The 23122-nt window shown below is 58.7% G+C and carries 17 protein-coding genes, 1 other RNA gene and 5 pseudogenes; 4 read left to right on the plus strand and 19 right to left on the minus strand.

What is annotated here, in order from left to right:
* Positions 1-8: 8 nt before the first annotated feature.
* The 5 genes and pseudogenes from JCM13995_RS03640 to JCM13995_RS03655 all read right to left on the minus strand — a co-directional run bounded on the left by JCM13995_RS03640 (position 9) and on the right by JCM13995_RS03655 (position 3712).
* Positions 9-941 (minus strand): NAD(P)-dependent oxidoreductase, encoded by a 933-nt coding sequence (locus tag JCM13995_RS03640; protein WP_082397700.1) that lies wholly within the window; start codon positions 939-941, stop codon positions 9-11.
* An 11-nt stretch (positions 942-952) separates the two neighbouring features.
* A complete protein-coding gene (locus tag JCM13995_RS03645; protein WP_054662568.1) occupies positions 953-2083 on the minus strand; it encodes a THUMP domain-containing class I SAM-dependent RNA methyltransferase in 1131 nt (376 codons plus the stop codon).
* A gap of 237 nt (positions 2084-2320) precedes the next feature.
* Positions 2321-2682, minus strand: an RNA gene (gene rnpB / locus JCM13995_RS13625) — RNase P RNA component class B.
* Positions 2683-2701: 19 nt separating this feature from the next.
* Positions 2702-3091 (minus strand): cell division regulator GpsB, encoded by a 390-nt coding sequence (gene gpsB, locus JCM13995_RS03650; RefSeq protein ID WP_054662572.1) that lies wholly within the window; start codon positions 3089-3091, stop codon positions 2702-2704.
* A gap of 56 nt (positions 3092-3147) precedes the next feature.
* Positions 3148-3712 (minus strand): annotated as a pseudogene (locus JCM13995_RS03655) (SLOG family protein).
* 70 nt (positions 3713-3782) lie between these two features.
* Between JCM13995_RS03655 and recU the strand changes: the two are divergent.
* A pseudogene (recU, locus tag JCM13995_RS03660) lies at positions 3783-4398 on the plus strand (Holliday junction resolvase RecU).
* A complete protein-coding gene (locus JCM13995_RS03665; RefSeq protein WP_054662575.1) occupies positions 4391-6679 on the plus strand; it encodes a transglycosylase domain-containing protein in 2289 nt (762 codons plus the stop codon). Before recU ends, JCM13995_RS03665 begins: the two are co-directional and overlap by 8 nt.
* Before the next feature lie 71 nt (positions 6680-6750).
* Here JCM13995_RS03665 and JCM13995_RS03670 read toward each other — a convergent pair whose 3' ends face one another.
* From JCM13995_RS03670 to JCM13995_RS03735, 14 genes and pseudogenes are all read right to left on the minus strand, one after another.
* On the minus strand, positions 6751-7218 hold the full coding sequence (locus JCM13995_RS03670) for a deoxycytidylate deaminase (protein ID WP_054662578.1): 468 nt from the start codon (positions 7216-7218) through the stop codon (positions 6751-6753).
* Complete coding sequence (locus tag JCM13995_RS03675; protein WP_054662619.1) at positions 7215-7868, minus strand: endonuclease III domain-containing protein; 654 nt, start codon at positions 7866-7868, stop codon at positions 7215-7217. The genes JCM13995_RS03670 and JCM13995_RS03675 overlap by 4 nt, the downstream gene beginning before the upstream one ends.
* 5 nt (positions 7869-7873) lie before the next feature.
* Positions 7874-8485 carry a DnaD domain-containing protein gene (locus JCM13995_RS03680; protein ID WP_054662581.1) on the minus strand — a complete coding sequence of 204 codons (612 nt, stop codon included), beginning with the start codon at positions 8483-8485 and terminating at the stop codon, positions 7874-7876.
* 53 nt (positions 8486-8538) lie between these two features.
* Positions 8539-9837, minus strand: coding sequence for an asparagine--tRNA ligase (gene asnS / locus JCM13995_RS03685; protein WP_054662584.1), 1299 nt, complete (start codon positions 9835-9837; stop codon positions 8539-8541).
* 16 nt (positions 9838-9853) lie between these two features.
* A pseudogene (locus tag JCM13995_RS03690) lies at positions 9854-11031 on the minus strand (pyridoxal phosphate-dependent aminotransferase).
* A gap of 21 nt (positions 11032-11052) precedes the next feature.
* A complete protein-coding gene (locus JCM13995_RS03695; RefSeq protein WP_054662587.1) occupies positions 11053-11541 on the minus strand; it encodes a cell wall elongation regulator TseB-like domain-containing protein in 489 nt (162 codons plus the stop codon).
* A pseudogene (locus tag JCM13995_RS03700) lies at positions 11531-14321 on the minus strand (helicase C-terminal domain-containing protein). The gene JCM13995_RS03695 and the pseudogene JCM13995_RS03700 overlap by 11 nt, the downstream one beginning before the upstream one ends.
* A 27-nt stretch (positions 14322-14348) precedes the next feature.
* Positions 14349-15968, minus strand: a complete 1620-nt coding sequence (locus JCM13995_RS03705; protein WP_369385598.1) for a 3'-5' exonuclease — start codon at positions 15966-15968, stop codon at positions 14349-14351.
* The gene (locus JCM13995_RS03710) at positions 15958-17109 is read right to left on the minus strand and encodes a UvrD-helicase domain-containing protein (protein WP_054662593.1); all 1152 of its coding nucleotides are present in this window, start codon (positions 17107-17109) and stop codon (positions 15958-15960) included. Before JCM13995_RS03710 ends, JCM13995_RS03705 begins: the two co-directional genes overlap by 11 nt.
* Positions 17054-18160: a UvrD-helicase domain-containing protein gene (locus tag JCM13995_RS03715; protein WP_054662596.1), complete on the minus strand. Its 1107-nt coding sequence runs from the start codon at positions 18158-18160 to the stop codon at positions 17054-17056. Before JCM13995_RS03715 ends, JCM13995_RS03710 begins: the two co-directional genes overlap by 56 nt.
* A complete protein-coding gene (locus tag JCM13995_RS03720; protein WP_054662599.1) occupies positions 18153-18464 on the minus strand; it encodes a hypothetical protein in 312 nt (103 codons plus the stop codon). Before JCM13995_RS03720 ends, JCM13995_RS03715 begins: the two co-directional genes overlap by 8 nt.
* Positions 18461-19327: a PD-(D/E)XK nuclease family protein gene (locus JCM13995_RS03725; protein WP_054662602.1), complete on the minus strand. Its 867-nt coding sequence runs from the start codon at positions 19325-19327 to the stop codon at positions 18461-18463. Before JCM13995_RS03725 ends, JCM13995_RS03720 begins: the two co-directional genes overlap by 4 nt.
* The gene (locus tag JCM13995_RS03730; RefSeq protein WP_054662605.1) at positions 19324-21012 is read right to left on the minus strand and encodes a PD-(D/E)XK nuclease family protein; all 1689 of its coding nucleotides are present in this window, start codon (positions 21010-21012) and stop codon (positions 19324-19326) included. Before JCM13995_RS03730 ends, JCM13995_RS03725 begins: the two co-directional genes overlap by 4 nt.
* Before the next feature lie 53 nt (positions 21013-21065).
* Positions 21066-21776 (minus strand): helicase-exonuclease subunit AddB family protein, encoded by a 711-nt coding sequence (locus tag JCM13995_RS03735; RefSeq protein ID WP_054662607.1) that lies wholly within the window; start codon positions 21774-21776, stop codon positions 21066-21068.
* Between the two features lie 105 nt (positions 21777-21881).
* Here JCM13995_RS03735 and mvk point away from each other — a divergent pair, with 105 nt between their 5' ends.
* Together mvk and JCM13995_RS03745 are read left to right on the plus strand one after the other, a co-directional pair.
* Positions 21882-22823: a mevalonate kinase gene (gene mvk / locus JCM13995_RS03740; protein WP_054662610.1), complete on the plus strand. Its 942-nt coding sequence runs from the start codon at positions 21882-21884 to the stop codon at positions 22821-22823.
* Positions 22823-23122 (plus strand): annotated as a pseudogene (locus JCM13995_RS03745) (diphosphomevalonate decarboxylase); the annotation flags it as partial. The gene mvk and the pseudogene JCM13995_RS03745, both read left to right, overlap by 1 nt.

The following is a 23122-nucleotide window of genomic DNA, read 5'->3' on the forward strand; positions in this document are numbered from 1 at the left end:
GTCAAAAATCAGTAGCCAGCGGTCAAGTCAACGCGATTTTTGACAATCTGACCCGTGGCGGCTAAGGCCTCGAGGTTCGGTTTAAAAATTTGGTAAACCGCCTCGCGCAAGTGCGGGACGGTGCCCGAAATATGTGGCGTGATCAGCACGCACGGCTCCTGCCAGAGCGAATCGGTGCCCGGTAGCGGCTCTTGCTCGAAGACGTCCAGCGCCGCCCCTGAGAGGCGGCCGGCGTGGAGCGCATTGCGCAGCGCCACGGTGTCCACAGTCTGACCGCGCCCGACGTTAACAAACAGCGGGGCCTGCTTGAGGCCGTTGAAGAAACCAGCGTTGAAAAAGTGCTGTGTGGCGCCAGTCAGCGGCATGACGTTGATCAGCACATCCGCATTTTCCGCAAACGAAGCAGCCTGCTCATCGGTACCGACCTTCGCGAACCCTTCGGCGGCGTTGCCGTGGCGGCTAATTCCCCAGACAGTCATTCCCTGCTGGTTGAGCCGGCGGGCGATGGCCCGGCCGATGTGGCCCGTGCCAAAAATCACCGCCGTTTTGCCGGCTGGTAGCCACATCGAAGGCCGCCTTGCTTCATTGTCCCACTGCCGCGCAGCAGGCACTAGTCCGCGCGCAAAGGCAAGAATCATCGCCAGCGTTGACTCGGCAATGGGCTCAGCATGAATGCCGCTGGTGTTGGCCAGCTGAATGCCTTGCTGCTGGAACTGCGTCAGTGGCAGGTAATCGACGCCAGCTGACATGGCCTGAACGAATTTAACGTGATTCGGCCCGGCAATCAGCTCAGCGCCGACCGCGTCCCAGCCCAGGATCACATCGATGCTTTCGGCCTGAGCAGAGGTAAAAGCAGCCTTGGAAATGACATGCCAGTCCGGGTGCTCAGCAAAGTCATCAGCCGCACTATCCGGCAGGCCGTACAAAGTTAAAATGTTCATGCTACCACTCCTTAGTGGCGCCGCTGCGCCCAGAACTGGAAGTAATCCGTGCGAATTGTCCCGTTGTATAGCTTGCGCCGCTTTGTGGCCTTGTGCCCGAACGCTTTTTCAAATTCGAGGTCCGCGGTCAGAATGTAGCGGCTCCAGTTAGTCAGGTCGCCGTAAACTTGCCCCATCTCGCGGTAAAGCGTGCGGGCGGCGTCAAGCTCACCCAGTCGTTTCCCATATGGCGGATTCGAGACCAGCACCCCGTGTTGGTCGTTGTCCAGCCGATTGTCTTTGACGGCGAGCTGCTTGAATCGAATTGTCTGGCCCAGCCCGGCTTGCTTGGCATTTTCCTGCGCGATCTCGATCATTTTCGGGTCCAAATCAAAGCCCTGAATGTCGAGCTCGCGGTCAAAGTCGGCTGCATCCAGCGCCTCGTCCTTCACATCCTGAAGCACCTGCGGAGCCATGAAGGCAAAATTCTCGAACGCAAAATGCCGCTGCAGCCCAGGGGCAATGTTTAAGCCCCACAGCGCGGTTTCAATCGGAATTGTGCCAGAACCAGTGGTCGGGTCAACAAAGGGCATGTCCGGGTGCCAATTCGTCAGCATCACCAGCGCGGCCGCGAAGTTCTCTTTTAGCGGCGCCTCCCCTTTGGCGATCCGGTAGCCGCGTTTGAACAAGCTGGGGCCGGTGGTGTCGATGGTCAGCGTCGCGACGTCACGGAGAATCGAGACCTCAAGCGGATACGTTTTGCCGGTTTCCGCCAGCCGTCCGCGCCGGTGATACACCGTGGCCAGCTTATCGACAATGGCCTTTTTCGTGATTGCCTGCACGTCAGGCTCGGAGTGCAACTTCGAGCGCACACTGCGGCCTTCGACTGGGAAGGCCGCGTCCAGTGGCAGGTACTGATCCCAAGGCAGTGCCTTGACGCCTTCGAACAACTCGTCAAAGGTCGTGGCCGTGAATTGGCCGACAATGATCTTCACGCGGTCGGCGGTACGCAGCCACACGTTGGCCTTCGCAATGGCTTTTTCGTCGCCTTGAAAATACACCTTGCCGTTGTCAGTCTGCTCGTCAAAGCCCAAGTCGCGAATCTCGCGGGCGGTCAATGCTTCCAGTCCGGAAGCCATGGTGGCCAGTAATTTATATTGCATAATAGTCTCCTTTTCTGTCGCTTCAATGTTACCCCAGAAAAGGGGCTGTGTCACCGGAAACGAACACGGCAATGCCTTGATCGTCTGGTCATCGGGCTAAACGGCGCCAGGCCTTCGCACCATTAATCGGGCTTCGGGTTCTCAACGATGGAGCATCCAGCCTAGCTAAGCGCGCGAACCCTTCGCACCATACAAAAAACAGCCCGGGGAAACCCCGAGCCGCGCCTGTTTGCAGTCCTCTATAAGCCATGTTTTGTTCCAGCACCAAGTCAGGCCAAGGTGCCTTCAGTAATCATCTATCTCAGCTTTCGCTGTTAGGGCCATCGGTTCAATTTCCTAGGCCTTGCGCCCCTACCAAAGTTTGGGTTACTCGCTCGCGGGGTTTACCCGTTCCAAGCTGACGGTTTCCCGTCAGCATCGTCTCTGTGGCACTTTTCAGACCGACTCACGCATAGCCGAAGCCTTAGCGCTTTGGGTCGCCGTTACCGTAAAACGGTACTCAGGCTTATTGGGCCTGACGCGAACACTCCAAGCATCGCAGCTTGGGCGGGCATGGACTTTCCTCACCAGACATCAGCCTGGCGCGATTACTCGAGAACTGCAAATGAATTCACAAATTTAGTACTGATCGATTCCAGATTGGTCGTCGTGGGTGCTTTGGCCGCCATCAGACAACTTGCTGCCAAAGACGTGACGCTCCAGGTTGGATAGCCGCTTCAAAATGTCGTAGTTCGTCGCAGTGGCATTCGGCTGCTGCGGGGTGGCCGCGGCCACGTTCTTCGAAACGGATAACTGCTTGGTCAGCTCGTCAACGCGACTGCGCAAACGGGCATTTTCCTCACTTTGGCGATCCAGCTCGGCGTTATAATTCTCGTAATCCTTGATGATTTGATCGAGAAATTCATCGACCTCGTCGGGATCGTCACCGCGCATGACCTTTTTAAAATTCTTATCCAAAATGGCCTTGGGGTCAAGTTGAACATTGAATGTTGTTTCCTTGCTATCCATATCCAGCACCTCATTCGAAGACTTACTGAAACTATTGTATCATACCACTAATCGCTTTAAAACTGCTCATTTGCATGGTTTTCGCCCCAATCGCGGGCGGCCTCTTCCAAATCCTCCATCGTGATCAGTGTCAGCGGATACGCACGGCGATTACTTTCCGCCTGCGCGCCTTGGTACGCAAAGCGCGGCTTGCCCTCAAAGTCCGGGTCGTAAACCAGCAGCGCCCCGTCTGTGTGGTGCAGCATGAACTGCGTGTAGCCCGAAAGTTGGCGTGGGTTTTGGTATGGGGCGCTAGAAGTGGGCTGGCTAAAATCCACCTGACTGATCAACGTCTGCAGGCGATTTTGATTATCTTCGTTCCACTGGTGACCGAAGTCCGCAAATGGCAGCATGACCGCCACTTTTAAATCCGGGTAATCAGGCTTCAAACTCATCGCAACTTGAGCACCCCACTGCTCGATGCCGAGCTCCCCGCCTGTGATCACCCACTTGAGGCCATCATCCAGAAGTGGAATCAAGGCATTTTTTTAAACTATACTTAATCACCGTGATTTTAGGGTCGTCTTCCCCGTGAGTGCTCAGTTCCCACGAGCGATACCCGGTCAGCCAAAGGCGTGTCAGCATAACGGTTCCCTTCTCATTAGGTCACAACCGGCCAAGATTGATATAATGGCGCTAGGAGCGTGGACATATGGCAATTCATTACCCCAATGGTAAAGCATACGAGAGCGGCAAGCAAACTGCCGAAGACGCCGTCAACTACGGCGGCCGGGGCATGACGCTGGAAGCCGAGCTCAATGCGAGTAATCAGTATTACCGGGCGGCCAAACGCGCGGTGATTTATAAAAAAACCGACCCCGATCCAGATCGTCAAGGTCGACTACCCTCAGCGCAGTCAGGCGGTCATTAAAGAGGCTTATTTCAAAACCCCTTCGACGACCGACTATAATGGCGTCTACCAGGGTTATTATGTTGACTTTGACGCCAAAGAGACCAAAAACAGGCAAAGCTTCCCGCTCAAGAACTTTCATCCGCATCAGGTCAGGCACCTGAACGCTTGTCTCGAACAAGGCGGGATCTGTTTTGCGTTGATTCGCTTTGTGACGTTGAATCGGCTGTTTGTGTACCCGGTCAGTGACTTGAACCGCTGGTGGGCCGAGAGCTTGAAAAACGGCCGCAAGTCGATTCCCCTTAAAGCAATTGAAACAGCCGGGTTCGAACTCCACCCCAAGCTGCAGCCACTGATTCCTTACCTGGACGGCGTGGACTGGTTAATCAAAACAAAGAGAGGCACTGAAAATGGCTAATACCCCATCACGAATGGCGCGTAAGCAAGCGCGGCACCCGAAGAAAAAGCGGCGGTGGCTCACCGTTCTAAAAACCTTGCTGGTTGTTTTTGTGGTCGCTGTGGTCGCCGGCATCGGACTGTTTGCGTATTACGCATCCAGTGCTCCCAAAGTGACCGAGGCCGCACTGAAATCAGGCGGCAGCTCCACGATTTACGATCGCTCAGGGAACGCTATCACGACCTTGGGCGTTGAAAGTCGTACCTACGTCGAGGCCGATCAGATCCCCCAGACGCTTAAGGACGCTGTGGTCTCAATCGAAGACCGCCGCTTTTATCAAGAGCGCTGGGGCATCGACCCCATTCGAATCGCCAGTGCGGCGATGAATAACGTCGTCGGCCGCGTGACCGGCCGCGGGTCAGGCCTGCAAGGCGGCTCGACGCTAACGCAGCAGCTGATCAAGCTGTCGGTCTTTTCGACCAAGGCTTCTGACCAGACCCTCAAGCGCAAGGCGCAAGAGGCTTGGCTGGCAATTAAACTGGAACAGCAGTACAGCAAGGAACAGATCCTGGAATTTTACATTAACAAGGTCTACATGGATAACGCCCAGCGCGGCATGGGCACTGCAGCCAAGTACTACTTCAACAAGGACCTAAAGCAGCTTGACCTTTCGCAGACCGCACTGCTGGCCGGGATGCCGCAGTCCCCTGCCGGGTATGACCCTTATGAGCACCCGCAGGCCGCCACGACGCGTCGCAACGAAGTCTTGCAGGCAATGGTGACGAACAAGAAGATCAGCCAAGCGCAAGCGGATGCCGCCAAGGCCAAACCGGTGACTGACGGTCTGGTCACGAAAAAGGCGCAGACCACGAACTCAGGCACGGACAAGGTCATCGATTCCTACCTCACTTCCGTCATCAAGGAAGTCAAGGCCAAAACCGGGGTCGATCCTTACAGCGAAAATCTCAAGATTTACACCAACATCGACATGAAGGCGCAGCAACGCCTGTACGATATTGTGAACACCGACCAGTATGTTCAGTTCCCCAACAATTCGCTGCAGACGGCGGTGACCATCACCAACCCGAACAACGGTCGTGTGATCGCCCAAATTGGCGGCCGCAAGACTGGTGATGTGCGCCTGGCGTACAACCGGGCCACTCAAAACGATCGCAGCAACGGGTCGACCATGAAGCCGCTGCTGGACTACGGCCCGGCAATCGAGTACCTCAACTACTCCACCTACCAGCAAATGGATGACGCGCCGTATACCTGGCCGAACAGCACCGCGACCCTTAACAACATTGACCATAATTACCTGGGCCGAATCTCTATTCGCGAGGCCTTAGTCAAATCACGCAACACCGTCGCTGCCCGGACACTGGAAGCGGTTGGCCTTTCCAGGGGGCTGAATTTCCTCAAGGGGCTTGGCATCACCCTGCCCAAAGACCAGCAGGTTTATCCGAGCGCGATTGGCGCTTCGGTGACCACAGAACAGGAAGCTGCCGCCTATTCCGCCTTTGCCAATGGCGGCACGTACTACAAGCCGACTTATGTCCGGAAAGTTGTTGACATGGAAGGCCGCACCACCAACTTCACCAGCAATGGCACCCGGGCAATGAAGGCCAGCACTGCTTACATGATCACAGACATGCTCAAGGGCGTTCTCACCGGCGGGACCGGCGTTTACGCTCGGATTCCCGGGCTACACGAAGCCGGCAAAACCGGGACTTCCGATTACGGTGATCCGGAACTTAAATCGAATCCCGCTCTCTCCGGGTTGGCCAAGGATATTTGGTTCACGGGTTACACGACCCAGCGCACAATGTCGATTTGGACGGGCTACGACAAGCCGCTGCAAAACGGCTTGGGCAATGACTCGAACTTGATTGCCCAGCAAATCTACAAGGCAATGATGAGTTACCTTGTCGAAAGTGAAAACCTGCCAAACAAGGATTGGCACAAGCCTAGCTCAGTCCTAGTCGAGCACATCCTCAAGGGGTCGAACCCGGGCACTGCCGTGACGGGCAATATGGCCAACACCACACGCGAGCTGTACGTCCGCGGCCATGGGCCATCCACCAAGACCGCTGTTGCCGACACGCCGACCAGCAGCTCAAGTACCAGTTCTTCGGTCAGCTCGACGTCGAGCAGTGAAACATCCTCGTCTTCGTCGTCAAGTTCAAGCGTGTCGAGTACTTCAAGCAGCGCAGTCAGCTCCAGTGAGCCGGCCACCAGCTCCTCCTCGGCGGAAAGCTCGTCCTCAGAGACCAGCGAGACATCGTCCTCGCATCAGCAATGATCCCCCACCAGAGATTTTGAACACAAAATCAAAGGCCTTGCCGTTTAATGAAAACGGCAAGGCCTTTTTCGTCATTTCGCTGTCACCGTGACTTGGGTCGTTTCAATGTGATGGTCCCGGAAAAGGTGGACCGCGTACGGGTCGTTATGGTAGTCATGCGCATAGTAGACACGCTTGACCCCGGCCTGGATCAAGGCTTTGGTGCAGTTTAGGCACGGATAATACGTCACGTACACAGCAGCGCCGCGCGTTGAGACCCCATTTTCGGCACACTGTAAGATCGCGTTCATCTCGGCGTGCAGCGTGCGAATGCAGTGCCCATCACGCATCAGATGGCCGGCGTCATCGCAGTGCGGATCGCCGGAAATACTGCCATTGTAGCCGGTGGCAATAATGCGATGATCGACGACCAGCAGCGCCCCCACCGTCGCGCGCTCGCAGGTCGAGCGCTGGGCGACAACGGTTGCGAGCTGCATGAAGTAGTGATCCCAGGATTCGCGGTGCTGATGCCGGGTCGAAGACACAATTTGATCTGTCATTTTGATTGACCTTCTTTCAGTGGCTTGTACTCATTCTTGAACGCCTGCCACGCAGGGTCAGGCGGCAGCTGCGGGTGCCGGGCGGTCAGCCATTCGCGGCCCAGGCGGATCAACCCCCGGTGCAGGCGGATCCACGTCTCCGGTTGCATAAGGTGTTCAAGCCGCGCTTGAATCTGGTCGGGCGTGGCTTTTTGCGGCGCAATGCCAAACCCCTTGATGATGCGGCTGACGTGCGTATCGACCGCGATGCCTGGGATGCCAAACGCATCGGTGCGCACCACGGTCGCGGTTTTGCGGCCGACGCCTGGCAGGCTTGTCAGGGCTGCGTAGGTTTGCGGGACCTGACCGTTAAAATGGTCAACTAAGGCTGCGGAAAGCGCCTTGAGGTATTTTGCCTTGTTGTGATAAAGTCCCAGCCGGTCAATTTTGGCCTCGATTTCGGCCAGCGGTGCGGCGGCCATGACCGCCGGGGTTGGATACGCGGCAAACAACGCCGGCGTGCAGGCATTGACTGCCACATCGGTGGTTTGTGCCGACAACATCACCGCGACAAGGATCTGATACGGACTGGTCGCATTCAGCGTCGGCTGCGGATCCGGGTAAAGGTCAAGCACGAGCCGCAGCAACTGCTGCGCCCGTGCATTCGTCATTTTGCTCATAGGCCCAAGTGCCTTTCCTGCTCGGCTTGGACCTGAGCCGGGGTCGTCAGGTGCTTTTTCTCCCAGTTGAGCAAGATCCGGTCCATGTACCGCAGCGAGTACGCCTGGTTCAAAACGGCCTCGCGCAGGGCCAGGTTGATCATGTCCGGTGCGTAGTGGTCAATGGTCAGCCAGTCGGTAATAGTCTGCTGCTCGATGGGCGACAGCGGCCGGCCAAACTCAGCCTCGATTTGGCTGAACACCTGCTGATTCGGCGCCTGCGCAGGTGAGACGGCTTGGCCTCCCGCGGGTTTAAGCACCTGGTCCAGCAGTGGTGTCACGTCGTACTGATCCAGCGTGCGGCCGCCTTTGCCAGGCCGCTGCACCAGCTGGATCGCCTTTTTTTGAATCAGTGTTTCGATCACGGTGTATAAATCCTGCTTTTTGAGCTTGGTCGCGGCGGCCAGGGCCCCCAGCTCCGGGGCCTCAGTGTGGTGCTGCCCCCAGTTCGCGAGAAACAGGTAAACGATAAATTCGCGGTGCGTCAACGTCGTCTCACTGAAATGCGCAAACAACGCCTGCGACAAACTGGTTTGGCCGGCGGCGAGGTAACTGCTTAGCTCTGCCATGACGGCACCCCCTTTCTTGACAAAAAAAGCCGGGCCTAAGCCCAGCCCTGATATCACGGCTTTAAACGGTTGATCATCCGTGGGAACGGAATCGATTCGCGCAGGTGGTCCAGGTGGCAGATCCACGTGATGGCGCGCTCGAAGCCCAGGCCAAAGCCCGAGTGTGGCACGCTGCCGTACTTGCGCAGATCCAAGTACCATTCGTACTCGGAAAGATCCAAGCCCTTGGCCTCAATGGCGGCCTTCAGCTTGTCATAGTCAGTCTCCCGCTCGGAGCCACCAATGATTTCGCCGTAGCCTTCCGGTGCCAGCAGGTCGGCGCAGACGTAAGTATCGTCGCGACCTTCTTCCGGCAGCATGTAAAATGGCTTGATTGCCTTCGGGTAGTTCAGGACGAAGACCGGCTGTTCAAACTGTTCGGACAAATAGGTTTCCTCAGGTGACCCGAGGTCGTCGCCCCACTTGGTGTCAAACCCGCCTTCCTGCAGCATCTCGATGGCTTTGTCATAGCGGATCTGAGGATACGGGGTCTTGGTGTAGCGCTTGAGGATCTCCGGATCGCGGTCGATCAGCTTCAGCTCGTACGCACAGTTATCAAGGACGGACTGGACCAGAAAGGCGATGTAGTTTTCCTGAACCTTCAGGCTCTCGGCCTGATGCGTGAACGCCATCTCGGGTTCGATCATCCAAAATTCGGTGAGGTGACGGCGCGTCTTGCTTTTTTCGGCGCGGAAGACCGGGCCGAACGTGAAGACCTTGCCGTACGCCATCGCCCCGGCCTCGGCGTACAACTGGCCGGACTGGCTCAGGTAGGCCTTTTGGTCAAAGTAGTCGGTTTCAAACAGCTCCGTCGTCCCTTCTGGCGCACTGCCAGTCAGAATCGGCGGGTCCATTTTGATGAAGCCTTCCTTGTTGAAGAATTCATAAGTGGCCCGCACCATTTCGTTGCGGATCTGCTGGATCGCGAACTGGCGCTTGCTGCGCAGCCACAGGTGCCGGTGGTCGAGTAAGAACTCGATGCCGTGTTCCTTGGGCGTGATTGGGTAGTCTTCGCTTTCTCCGACCACTTCGATGTCGTGGACTTCGATCTCGTAGCCAAAGTGGCTGCGTGAATCTTCATGAATTTCGCCGGTCAGCCACATGCTGGTTTCCTGCCGCATTTCCTTGGCCGTCTGGAAAACTTCCTCGCTGACCTTATTTTTCAGCACGACCCCTTGGAAAAAGGCCGAACCGTCGCGCAACTGCAGAAAAGCGATTTTCCCGCTTGAGCGCTTGTCGGTCAGCCAGGCCCCGATACGAACTTCTTCATTTACGTGATCCTTTGCGTCTTTGATGCGGATCTCTTGCGTCATTGGTTATTTCCCCTTACTAGTTATTTCCAACAAAATTTTCGATGCGGCCCACTGCATCAAGCAGCGATGCCTTGTCTGTGGCGTAACTCAGGCGGGCATAGTCCGGCATGCCGAACGCCCGGCCGGGCACCAGGCCACGCCGGTTTCCTGCAGCAGCGCAGCCACGAAGTCGTCGACACTGGTGTAGTGCGTGAGCGCGGCGGCGCGCTTGACCTGCGGAAACAGGTAAAACGCCCCTTGCGGCTTTTCAGGCAGGTCGAAGCCCGGCAGCTTTTGCACCAGCGGAAAAATCGTATTCAGCCGGTCCTCAAACGCCTGACGCATGGTTTCCACCGCTGTGCCGTCGCTGGTAAAGGCGGCCACCGCCGCGTACTGACTGGCCGCAGTCGGATTGCCAGTCGCGTGGCCCAACAACTTACCCAAGGCGTCAATCAGCTTCTCGGGTCCGGCCGCAAAGCCGATGCGCCAGCCGGTCATCGCGTATGATTTCGACACCCCGGAGATCAGCACCGTATTGGCAGTGATAGCCGGATCAATCTCGATCATCGAGGTGTAACTCGCCCCGTTGTAAATAAGGTCGCGATAAATGTCGTCGGCCACGACTAAAATCCCGTGCTGCAGTGCCCAGTTGCCGATCAGGGTCAGCTCTTGGCGGGCGTATACCGCGCCGCTAGGATTTTGCGGTGAATTGATGATCACGGCGCGGGTCTTCCGCGTCCGCTGGGCCTCCAGCTCATCCACAGTCACCTTGAAGTGGGCAGCCGCCACGACTGCGCGTGGCACCCCACCAGCCAGGCGAATCTGTTCAACATAGGACACCCAGCCCGGCGTCGGGACAAGGACCTCATCACCGGGGTCGAGCAGCACCTGAAACAGCCCGTACAGGGCCAGCTTGGCACCGGTCGTCACGGCAATTTGCGATTTGGCGTAAGTCACGCCTGTTTGCTTGGCCACGTGAGCGGCGATGGCGTCCTTCAGCTCTGCGATCCCGGTCGCCGGCGTGTAGAAGCTGGCCTGGCCGGAATTGATGGCAGCAGTTGCCGCGGCGTCGATGAACTGAGGCGTCGTGAAGTCGGGCTGGCCGATCGACAGGTCGATCACGTCCTGCCCCTTTGCTTTCATTTGCTTGGTGAGGGTACTGATCGCCAGTGTGGCCGATGGGGAAACACTGTTGATACGCTTAGACAGATGCATCTAATTCCTCCTCGAAGACGGTCACAAGTTGTTAATCGCGTTGACCTGTGAGCCGGTCTTGAAATCGTATGTCACGTATCCCAGTTTACCAGACTTTGTGATATAGCCAACATCCCAGACGAATTTCTTTGCCCGCCAGCGCATCCCCACGTTCAGGATCTTGCGCGGAGCAAATTTGGCCTGAGCCTGGGCAACGGCAGTGCTGCGACTGATGCCGCTGCGCTGAGGCGTCACCCGGACCTTACCGGTTTTCTGGCGAATGAGGACATACACCGGCTGGTTCTTACTGGTGGTGCCCTGCACTGTCAGGTAGGCGTTATCCTCTTTGTCCCAGTAGAAATTAGAAACCTGATCCACGTCAGCCGTTTTGCGGGCAATCGCGATTGCCTGACGACGAACTGAGTGGAGCGGGCTTAAGGCGCGAACATAAGCGCCAATGATGATGGCCAAAATCACGAGGCCGATGGCGGGGCCGATCAGGTTCCGCCACTGCATTCGATTACTGCGCATCGTGCGCCTCCTTGTTAATGATTGTGTGATCAAGCCAGGCCGCCGCCAAGGGGACCAATTCCGCAAGCGGCAAACTCATCGGCTTCAGGTTGGGCAGGCTTTTGGCCATCTGCCGGCCGTAAGCCGTGGTGCCCAGGCGCGGATCCAAAACGACGAAGACGCCGCGGTCGCGCTCGGTGCGGATCAGCCGGCCAAAGCTCTGCCGAAAGCGCAGGATCGCGCGCGGCAGCATGTCGGCCGCAAACGGGTCCTCTCCGCGTGCGGTCAGCGCCTGTTCACGCGCCTTGACCTCGGGGCGCTCCGGGTTATCGAACGGCAGCCGAGTGAGGATCACCTGCTCGAGCTGCTTATCCGGATAATCGACGCCTTCAAAGAAGCTGGCCGCGCCCAGCAGCAGTGTCTGGTCCCCCACCGCAAAGCGCTTGGCGATCCGCGAGGCCGTGCCGGTGACCCCTTGGGCCAGCAGTTCCTTGCGGCCGGCAATGGGCATCGCCGAAAGCCGCGCGAAGACCTTTTCGATCATCTTCAGTGAGGTAAACAGGACCAGCGTTTGGTGCCGGTTATCGGCCAGTTGGGCGATTGCGCGGGCGAGGTAGTCCGCGTAGACGTCAGTGGGCAAATCCTGCGCATTCGGCGCGTCACTTGCCAGAAACGCCTGGGCCTGCTGCTTATAGTGGAACGGGCTGCGCAAGCGCAGGGTTTGCGCTTCTGGGAAGTCCTGGTAGCCCAGCTGGGCGGCCAGAAAGTCAAATTTGCGGCCCACGGTCAAAGTCGCGCCGACAAACACCGGCGCGGTGAACCTAGAGAGTTCATCTTGAATGATAGCACCCGCAGCGAAACGCGTCCAAGTCACGGCCAAACTCAGTCGGTCATTTTGGTTGGCCAGCGTCAAACTGACGACCACCTGGGCCTTGGCCAAGGCAGAAATGTCCAATTGACCCAAGCGGTCGCTTTGCCGCTGCAGCGCGCTGAGCAGACCGGCTAGGCCTTCAAGCACAGGGGCGGTCCCAAAGTGACTGTGCTGAGTTTGGACGGTCTGCGCAACTGCCGTGACCGTTGTCAGCAGCGCAGGGAGCTGCCGCCTGAACGCCGTAAGCGGGCCTGCCAGCTCCTCATTCAGCCAGGCGATTCCCGCTGGGTCGAGAGTCTGACTGACCCGGCCGCTGGGGTGCGCAGTTGGCGCAAACGTGTGCCGGTAGAGCCGGTCTTGCAGGTGCTCAATTTGCCCCTGCAGTGCTTCGCTCGCAGTGATGGCGCGTGAGAGTTGATACGTCAGGTTCGATGAGTCGCCGACCAACTGACTCAGCCCTTCCCCGTGCTGCCCTTCAATGAAGGTCAACAACTGGCCCAACCGACGCCTCAGTTTGCCGAGGTCCAGGGTGCGGGAAAAAGCCTCCGCAGTGGTATCAGCAAAGTGTTGCGCCTCATCGACGACCAGGTAGTGGCAGGACTCAGGAAGCGCCTGAAAATGCCGGGCTAAGTACGCGTGGTTGGTGACGATGATCGCCGCTTGGCGCATTTTGGCTTTCAGCCGCACCAGAAAATCGGCATCGGCATAAGGGCCGCGCACCGCTAACCGCTCGTCGCCGGTCGCTTGAATGCGGGCAAACAGCGGGGCGTGATAATTCGTCAGCTGCAGCTCGTCCAAGTCGCCGGTTTCGGTTTGCGTCAGCCACACGATGATTTTCAGTTGCAACAGGCGCGTCTGCCGGTTAGGCCGCGGCAGCTGCAAACTGGCGGCAAATTTGGCTAGGTCCAAGTAATGCCGCGGGCTTTTCAGCAGCACCGCCGGCAGGGTCAAGCCCGTCAGCTCACGCACACTTTGAAGCTCCTTGGCAACCAGTTGCGTCTGCAGCACCGTGGTGTGGGTGGTGACCACCAGCTGGTGTTTGGGGTCGGCCAGATAAGCGTACGGCAGCAGATACCCCAGACTCTTTCCGGCCCCGGTCCCCGCCTCAATCATCAGCGGCTTTTGGGGACCAACCGCATTGTCGTGAATCAGATCCATCATGCGCGCCTGGACCTGCCGGAACCGAAAACGCGGTCTGAGCAGCGCCTTTTTGGCCGTCGCATCAGCGGGATAAACGGCCTGGCCTGCCTCGGGTTCTGCCGGTCGCGGCCGCCGGATCACCAACTCCCCCACTTGTTCGAGCTGATCGGGCAGCGGGCGGTCAGAGGTCACGGCATCACTCAAAAAGTGCCCCGTGTCGCGCAGCAAAAAAAGCACCATGGCGACTTAAGCTTCTCTGAGTCGCACTGGGCAGCGCCTGAAACACGGCGCGCAGCCGCCACAGGAGCTTGGCAGTGCTGATGGCGTCACTGTCGGCCCGGTGCGGATGGTCATGCGTGATGCCCAGCGCCGCGGTCAAGTCACTGAGGCGGTAACTCGCCTGCGTGGGCAGCAGGAGCTGTGCCAGCTCCACCGTGTCCACTGCGGGATTGGTCAGCGGCTGCTGCCCAGCCAGCGTCAAGGCGTGCGACAAGAACGGATAATCAAAATTGACATTGTGGGCGACAATCACTGTATCCGCGATCAAATCGCGGATTTTGGCGGCCACATCCGCGAAGTACGGAGCCGCGGTCAAATCGGCCGGGTGAATCCCGGTCAGCTGCTGGATCGCCGCAGGTACCGGGCGGTCCGGGTTGATCATCTGCGACATCGTCGAGATGATGTGCCCGCCTTGCATGACCGCGCACCCAAACTGGATGATGCGGTCCGAGTCGCGCTCGGTCCCGGTGGTTTCAAGATCGATCACCGCGTACACTGTGTCGCCCTGCATGTGCATTCTTCCTTCCGTTCTCCAAAATCACCGCTGCGCGTGCTTGGCCGCAGCCACCTCATGAACATCGCCGGTTTCCAGCAGGACCAGGTAACGGTGCCGCACCGGTTTTCCGCTCATCAGGGTCAGCGCCTCGGCGTAGACTTCCAGCTGGCCTTGGTAGCGTTCGATCACATCGTGCAGGTGGTCGCCGATGTGATCGGTCTTGTAGTCGAACAAAGTGATACCATCCGGCTCCTCAATAAACCCGTCAATCACCCCGTGGACCAGCACGTCGCCTTCCAACTCGCCGGATTGAGGCTGCTCCCCTGCCGCCTGCGGAAAGTCTGCCGCCGGCCACAGCAGCGAAAAGGCCTGCTCGCGGTGGACGTTGGCCGGCTCTGCCACCAGCCGTTTTCCCAACGCCGTCTGGAAAAATGCCGCGACCCGGTCAAGGCGCATAGCGCGCCGCACCGCCGGCGTGATCAGTTGTTGACTCGCCAATGAGTCCGCTAACTGAGCCAGGGTTGCCTCATCATGCGGGCCGGTCAGCGGGACCTGCTGAAGCAGCAAGTGCGTGGCAGTGCCCACTGCGGCGGCGCCGGCGCCATTTTTCTGCTGAAGAAAGGCCGGTTGGGCAAAGTCGCCAGTCATCCGGCGTCCTCGCCGACTGGGCGAGCTGTCCTGCGCATCCACAACGTCAGGATCTTCAAACATCCTCTTGAGCTCCGTAACACTTTGAAACCCGGTCATCGTCGCCGCGCGTTGGTCCGCGTAAGTGAAGTCCAACCAGTCCGTCAGCGCCTGGTCAAAGTGCGCCGGCAGGGCCTGGGCCGGTTCCTGCAGGCCGGTACTTTCCGCCTCATCACGCGCCGGTTTGACTTGATAGTCGAACTTAATTGCCGCTTTTTCGGCGTCTTGCGCCAAGGAGGCCTTGGCGGCGCCGCCTTGCGTGAGCACGCCGGCCCTAGCCATGGCCATCCCCAGCCAGTCCAGCAGGGACTGCGCAGACAATCGGGTCGCTGCCGGCAACACATCGCCTGCTGCGCCTTCGGCCTTGCTCAGCCAACTAGTTTCCAACTGCTCTTGGGTGAGCAACTTGCCTTGTGGCGTCTTGGCCGTACCGACAATGAACAGCTGTTGCTCCGCCCGGGTCAGCGCCACGTACAGCAGACGCATTTCCTCGGTCCATAGCTGTTTCTTTTTCTGATCTTTCGCCAGTTGCCACTGAGGCAGCTGGTACTCCACAAAGGTTTGCGGGTCGCGCCATTTCAACCCGACCAGCTCGCGCTTGGGGCCCCCTGCTTGTTCTGCCGGTGCCTGGGCAAGAATTGCCGCCCCGCTCAAGTCACTCGTGTTGAAGGCCTTTTGGGTATCCAGCAAAAAGACAATCGGGAACTGAAGGCCCTTGCTATTGTGAATCGTCATCAGCTGGACCGCGTTGACATTGGCGGCCAATGAAACCGGCTGGCTGAGGTCCTTATCCTGCTTTTGCATCGTTTCAATGAACTGAACAAAGGCGAACAGGCCCTTGAACCCCCCTTTTTCATAGTCCGCAGCCCGCTTGGCCAAAGCGCGTAAATTCGCCTGGCGTTGTCTGCCGCCGGCCTGACTGCGACAATGTCCAAAAAGCCGGTTTCCTCGTAGATGTGCCAGATCAGCGCCGATAGCTCGTGCGTCCGGGCAAAAACGCGGAGCTCGTCCAGCAGCGCCGTAAAACTTGCCAACTTCGTCTGAAGCCGGTTTTCATCCGGGTCGGCACTGGCCGGCCGTTGGGCGTAACCAAAGACGGCCTCATCGTACGGGCCCTTTGCGAGATCCGAATGCGGGCCAGGTCATTGGCGTCCAGCCCCACGATCGGCGAGCGCAGCACGGCTGTGAGTGGGATCTCCTGCTTGGGATTGTCAATAATGCGCAGCAGGCTGAGCATCACCATCAGCTCAGTGGTTTTGAAGAAGTTCTGAGTCTTGGTGATCACCACCGGAATGTCGGCCTCCGCAAAGACCTGCTGCAGGGTCAAATTATTGGTCCGGCTGCGCGTCAGCAGCGTAATGTCGGAATACTGCACCCGCCGCTCATGACTGGCACGGTCGCCGTGCTCCGCTTTGGTGTAAAGGCGGGCGTCACTATCCGGGGCGGTCAGGGCCTTGATTTTCGCCGCCACCATGCGGGCCTGGCTGACGCTGAGGTCATCGCCAGACTCATCTGTATCGTCAGTCGCGGCGGCTTCAGCAGAGGACTGGTCATCAGGCGCCGCTTGAACCTCAAGCAAAAATTCCGTGTTCAGGCGGTACGCTTTGGTTTGACCTGCTGCGGTCTGATAGTCGTAACCTTGGTTTTCGTGCAGCCGCTCGGCCTCGGTGTAATCAATGTCGCCCAGCGCTTGATCCATGATCTGCGTGAACACCAAATTGGTGAAGGCCAACACATTGTCCGTCGAGCGAAAATTCTGGTTCAGCGTCACCAGCTGACCGTCCGCGCCGGTCTGAGAGTACTGGTGATAACGGGCAAGGAATTTTTGCGGGTCGGCAAGCCGAAACCCGTAAATACTCTGCTTCATGTCGCCGACCATGAACCGGTTTCCCGGAGCGGGCTTGCTGACCGCATCTAATAAGGCGTCCTGAAGCGGATTAATGTCCTGGTATTCATCGACCAGCACTTCTTGGAACTGGTCTTGGTAGTGGTCGCCAACTGTGTGGCCGCCACCATCTTCAAGCGGTGAGTTCAAGATTCGCAACGCGTTTTGGGCGATGTCACCAAACGTCTGGACCCGGCGCGCCGTTTTTTTCTGCCTGCATCGCTCGATCATACTCCAGCATGGTGTCCTGCAGTGTTTGGGCCATCGCCATGGCTTGGGGCATTGCCGCCTCAAGGTCAGCCGGTGCGATCTCAAACCAGCCGCTTAAATCATCCAAAGCGGCCTTGGCCTGATCACGCAACGCTTTGGCCTCGGCAATGGTCGCCTTCACGTCGGCAAACTTCTTGGCGGTGCTGACCTTCCAGCCTGGGTAAGTCAGCGCGTGATACGCGTCATAGGCAGTGCGGTAGCTGGGCTGAGCCAGGGCCAGCAGCGCTTGAACGCACGCCGTCGTCTGGGCCAGGCTATCGTGCCAAGGCGCCATCAGCGCGTCGCCTTGGACCAGCTTGGCCGCCTCTTCCAGCAGCCGGGCATTTTGCGCAATGATTGGTTTGGCGGCAGCCCAGACGTCTGTCATCCAGGCTTCGTCGCGGTCGCCGTATGCCGCAGCAATGTTACCAAGGTAGCCGGCCGGGTCCTTGGTGGTCATGGCGTAGTCATATAGCGCAAACACCACGTCCTGAAGCCCGTCGCGGGTGGCCTTGGTCGTGAAATTCGCGGCCAGGGTCGCAAACGCGGTGCGCCGGTCCGGTTGGCTCATGATATTCGCGCGCAAGTCTTCCCAGACTCGCGTTTTGAACAGGAGCACTTCAGACTCGTCGGTCATCATCCGGTAGCCCGGATCCAGGTCGATCACGTAGTAGTAGTGGTCGACCACCTGCTTGGAAAAAGCATCCAGCGTCATAATGTTCGCCGCGCTGACTTGAGCCACTTCTTTGGCCAGGTGCTGACGCTGCGCGGTCGTTAACGCTCCTGCTTCCGCCAACTGGTCGCGCAGTTTGTCTTCAATCTTGAGCTTCATTTCCGCTGTGGCGGCGTTGGTGAAGGTCACAATCAGCATTTTGCTCAGGGAGGCAGTCGGATCGTTGATCAGCCGGTGAATAATGCGATCGACCAGGACCTTGGTTTTCCCAGAACCCGCGCTGGCTGAGACCAACAAATCGCTGCCGCTTAAGGTCACGGCTTTTTCCTGATCAGGGGTGCGTTTAACAGCGTCACTCATTGTTCTTGTCCTCCTGTTCTGCCAAAATCTTGGCCAGCACCTCTTCAGGCGAAAGCGGCGCCACGTGGTGATACTGGTCGCCGCCTGTCGCCGGGTCAAAGCGCATAATCGCCTGATAATCGCTGCGGGTGATGATGTCTGACTCGTGCTTGAACTGCAGCGGCGCCAAGCTGATCACGCCGTTCAAAATGGCGGTGGCGGCGTTGATGATCAGACGCTGATTGTGCGCCAGAAGCGCGGTCAGCTGCGACTGCTGCAGCAACTTCTTCTCAGATTTTGCCGTCAGGGCGCCGCCTTTCTTCACCGCCAGCTCCACAATGGCCGATTGCTGACCTTATCCTTTGCCAGCTCTGGGGTCAGACTCTGGTCAAACGCGGTGATGAGCTGCTGCCGGTGAGCGGCATCCGCATCATCAGGCAGCACGATCAGGCCCTTGAGCCGGTAATTTTGCAACAGTGCCTCGGGCTTTTTCGGGTCGATGTAATCCGCGTAGGCGATCCGCGGCAGGTTGAAGACAAAGTACTCGGCCCCGGCCGGCGTCATTCCGGCAAACGGACCCGTGGTCTCATCGATGGCGTCAATGTAGGTCAGCAGCTGCATGGATTTGCCGTAGTAAGCATTTTGCATGCTGAACTCGTGCGGACTGGATTTGTAGTCAAGCACCATGAAGTAGCGCTGATCATCGATCACCGTCTCGTCCAGCCGGTCGATCCGCCCTGCTACCGTGACGCTGCGCCCGCCGTCAAGTGGCAGCTCCAGTCCTTTCATGCCCTTCCCGCGGCCGAATTTCAACTCGAACTGCTTGGGGCGAAAGCGCGTGTTTTGCTGCTGACGGGCGATCATCTTGGCACTTTGCGTCAGCATCGCGCTGATTTGGCGGGCGACAAAGCGCCAGTAATCATCGGCCTCCAAAATCTCAATGCCGAACGCCTGCACATTTTCCTTCACCAGTGCCGCGACGGTTTGCGCCAGCGTGCCGTCCTGCACTAACTGGTTCAAGTTACCATGCTGGCGGAGCAGTAACTCCATCACCTTGTGGTAAAGCGTGCCCGAGTCCAGCGGCGAAAGTTCGAACTCAGGGCGCTTGCGCAGGCCCAGTCCGTACATCAAAAAGTACTCGAACGGATTGGCGTAAAAACGCTCGAGCTGAGAAATGGAAATGCTCATGTGCGGCGAGTACAGCTGCTCGGCCAGCGCGGCTGAAGGGTGCCGATCGGATTTTGCGTGCCGGCACTGGCCGCCAAGCGACTGGCCAAACCGCCCAAGGCGCCACCAGCGGCCTGCAGCGTGGTCATGATTTTGGCCCAGGCCGCCGGGATCGCAGTGTGGTCAGCTTTGGCCTGCTCGAAAACGCGCATGTAGTCTGCGAGCATCCCCCGCGGGCTGCTGAAGTCCTGCGGGACGTTGAGGGTCAGCGCGACCTCTGGCCATGGCTGGGTTGGGACATCAAAATAGGCCGCCATCTGGGTCAAATAACTGGACGCATGATTTTCATCATCGGCGTATTCCGGGTAGCTCAACGTCAGGTCAGTTCTTCCGGCCATCATGGCCAAATAATTGAGAAACGCGTCTCCCAGCGCACTTTCCGCCCCGGCTTCAGGCAAAAACGCCCCTTCCTCTAGCAACGGCTGCAGCGCCTCCCGGTCGGCCGCCGTGATGATGGGATGATCGGTCGGCGTGTCTGGCATGACCGAACTGGTTGCCCCGATCACAAACACATGCTTAAATTTTGCCAGCCGGCTCAGTCCGGTTTCGGAAACCGTGACCTGATCCAAGGTCGATGGGATCTGCGTGTAGCTGGCCCCGGCAAAGCCGGCGTCCAGCAGGTCGGCAAACCCCTGCAGGTCGAATTGACCGGTGGCATCCCCATCAGCGGTCCCACCGAGAATAGTCGCGTAGTCATCCAGCAGGGTGACCAGCTGCTGCCAGGCCTGCTCGCCGGCGGTCGAAGCCGTTAAGTCCCCGGCATCGATCGCGGTCTGGCGCCACTGGCCGAGCACCTTCGTGACTCCGACCTGGTCCAGCCACTGGTAAAGCGCGGTGGCGCCTTCAACACCGCTGCTGGCCTTGGCCCACTTGGCAAACAGCGGCGGCAGACTTGCGGCCACAAAATCACGCACCAAGTTGATTTGGGCGGTTTTGGCCTGATCGAGCACCACCTGATCATCGCCGGCGCCGCCACTGGTCGGGCGGTGCTCGATGTGGTCAATGTACTGCCACTTGGGCCCCTTGACCCAGGCATCGCCTTGCTTACCAGTTTTTAGCAGAAAGTTGTCCGTGACGTCCAGCGCGTCACGAAAAGCTTTGGCACTCACGCCAGTTGGGACCAGCAGCTCGGTTTTCAGCAGTTTCATCATGTCTTCGTACTGATAATGGTACCGCTGCACCGCAAATAGACTCTGAATGAGCGCCACCAAGGGATGATTCTCCATCGGCCGCTCCCGGTCGATGAAAACCGGCAGGCCCTGTTCGTCAAAGACCGGTTGCAGGTACGACTCGTATGGCGCCAGGTGCCGAGCGACAATGAGAAAATCGCGGTACCGCAGCGTGGGATCGGCATGCAGCGCCTGCACGATTTGACGGGCCACGGCCCGCAGCTCGACGTATGGCTCGCTGGCCTTGTACAGCGTTAAGTGGCCTTGCACTGCCGCCTTCGCCGCTGCTGTCAGCGAGACGGCCGGGCTGGCTTCGCCGCCGTACTGCGACCGCCAAAACGCGTCCAGCCCGCCGAGAAACGACTCTGGGCCGTGATTCACGCGGCACATAAAGGTTTGCGGCTGCCAAGTCCGACCGGGTATATCAGCCACCGACTGGCTCAGCTGATAGTAGAGTTTGGCCGCCGGCAGAAACAATCCCGGGCCCTGGGGCTGAGCTTCTGGCGCCTGGTCGAGCGTCAGGGCAACGGTCAGGTCGCGCCGGTGTGGAGCATGGTATGGACCAGGTGGAATTCACTGGCCGACAGATTATTGAAGTGGTCAAGGAAAAAGGCCGCGTTTTGCAACCGGTCCGCGTGGGCAGCCACCCAGCGGGTCAACTCCTCGAGCAGCGCTGCGCTGGTCGCAAACCTTTGCACCTGGTTTTCGTAGGCGGCCGCCACGATTTGCAGCTCCTTGAGTTTTTCGGCGTCCTGGAGCTGACTTGCCCCGCGCGTCACGGCGTCCGCCAGCATGGCGGACGTCACCCGGCCGGTTTGCAGCTCGGCCAGCTGATCCGCAAGCTCGGCAAAAAAGCCGGCGTTGTGGACCGAGCCGGCAAACAGGTGGAGTTGCTGCTTCGTTGCGTCATCGTTCAGCAGGTCGCTGAAAACCTTGCTCACCAGCATGGTATTGCTGGCGCGATCGAGCTGCGGCCGCTGGTACGCTTCAGTGTTCTTCAAAAAATACCAGCCCAGCCGACTGAAGGAAAGCACCTGGAGGCGGCTGACGGCAAACTGGGCCTGGCCCGTCCCATTCAGATCCCGCAGTCCCTGCAGCAGGCTGACTTCGGCTTCAAATTTCACGTGATTCGGTACCAGGTAGAAAACCTCTTTGCCTGCTTTCAGCGCCTTGGCGACGGCCTCGACCATTGCCTCGCGGTGGTCACTGGCCGCAGTGCCCAGATAAAATTGCAACGTCATGTGCGCTCCTCCGTTCCCGTTTTTGCTGCTCTAAGTTTAGCATAAGCGACTAGTCGAGGCAGCGGCGATGGGGTATCATTTATAGGAATTAAAAGGAGCGATTTCATGCATCAAGCAAAAGGCGCCAGCTGCGCCAAAATCATTCTCATTGGGGAGCACGCGGTCGTGTACGGTCAGCCGGCGATTGCCCTGCCCATCAAGTCGATCAAGCTGACGGCAACCGTCACCCCCACTGCCGGTCCCCAAGTGATCCACTCGACCTTTTACAGCGGAAGGCTCGCCGCGGCCCAGCCGCCGTTTACCGGTCTAACGAAGCTGATCAAGCAGCTGTTGACGTTTTTCAGCGCCGCGCAGCAGGGCTTTGACCTCATGATTGACAGCGCCTTACCTGCCGAGCGCGGCATGGGCTCGTCTGCGGCCTGCGCGATCGCCATCATCCGGGCCTTTTACGGCGCGTTTGACACGCCACTGGACCGGCCGACCCTGCTGAACTGGGCCGCCGTTTCCGAAAAGGCGATCCACGGCAATCCCAGCGGCCTGGACGCGGCCACCACGTCTGCGGAAAGGCCGCAGTGGTTTATTCGCGGTGAGGCCCCCAAGCCGATTCACTTCCCGACCCGGGGCTTTCTGGTGATTGCCGACACTGGTGAAATAGGGCAAACCGGCGCCGCAGTCGGCCATGTGGCGGACTTGCTGCGCCGTGATCACACCAAGTTCCAACCCGTGATCGAGCACATCGGCAGCGCCAGTCGCAAGGCCGCGGTCGCACTCGCCCAAGACGACCTGAAGGCGCTGGGAACTCAGCTCACTGTCGCCCAGACGGCGCTTGCCCAAATGGGTGTTAGTGCCGCTTCGCTCGACCGGCTGATCGAAGCAGCGATTCAGGCCGGCGCGCTGGGCGCCAAGTTGACCGGCAGCGGCCAGGGCGGGTGCATGATCGCATTGGCAGCGGATCATGCGACGGCGCATGCCGTGGTGCAGGCGCTGACTGTTGCCGGCGCTGCCGCAACCTGGACCTACGACTTTGCTGAAAGCGAGGCGCTTTGATGACAACGACAGCCCGGGCGCACACGAATATTGCCTTGATCAAGTACTGGGGCAAAAGAGACGAAAAGTTGATCCTGCCTTACACCAGCAGCGTATCCTTGACGCTGGATGATTTTTACACCGACACCACCGTGCAGTTTGACCCGCACCTGATGGCAGACCAGTTCACGCTGAACGGCCGGCCGCAATCGCCTGACAAAATCAGCGCGTTTTTGGACATTGTGCGCGCCCAGGCGCACTCGGCGCAGTTTGCGCATGTTGCGTCCGTGAACCACGTGCCGACCGCTGCCGGTTTGGCC

This window comes from Lacticaseibacillus camelliae DSM 22697 = JCM 13995 (assembly GCF_001311195.1).
In the GTDB taxonomy this organism is placed as follows: domain Bacteria; phylum Bacillota; class Bacilli; order Lactobacillales; family Lactobacillaceae; genus Lacticaseibacillus; species Lacticaseibacillus camelliae.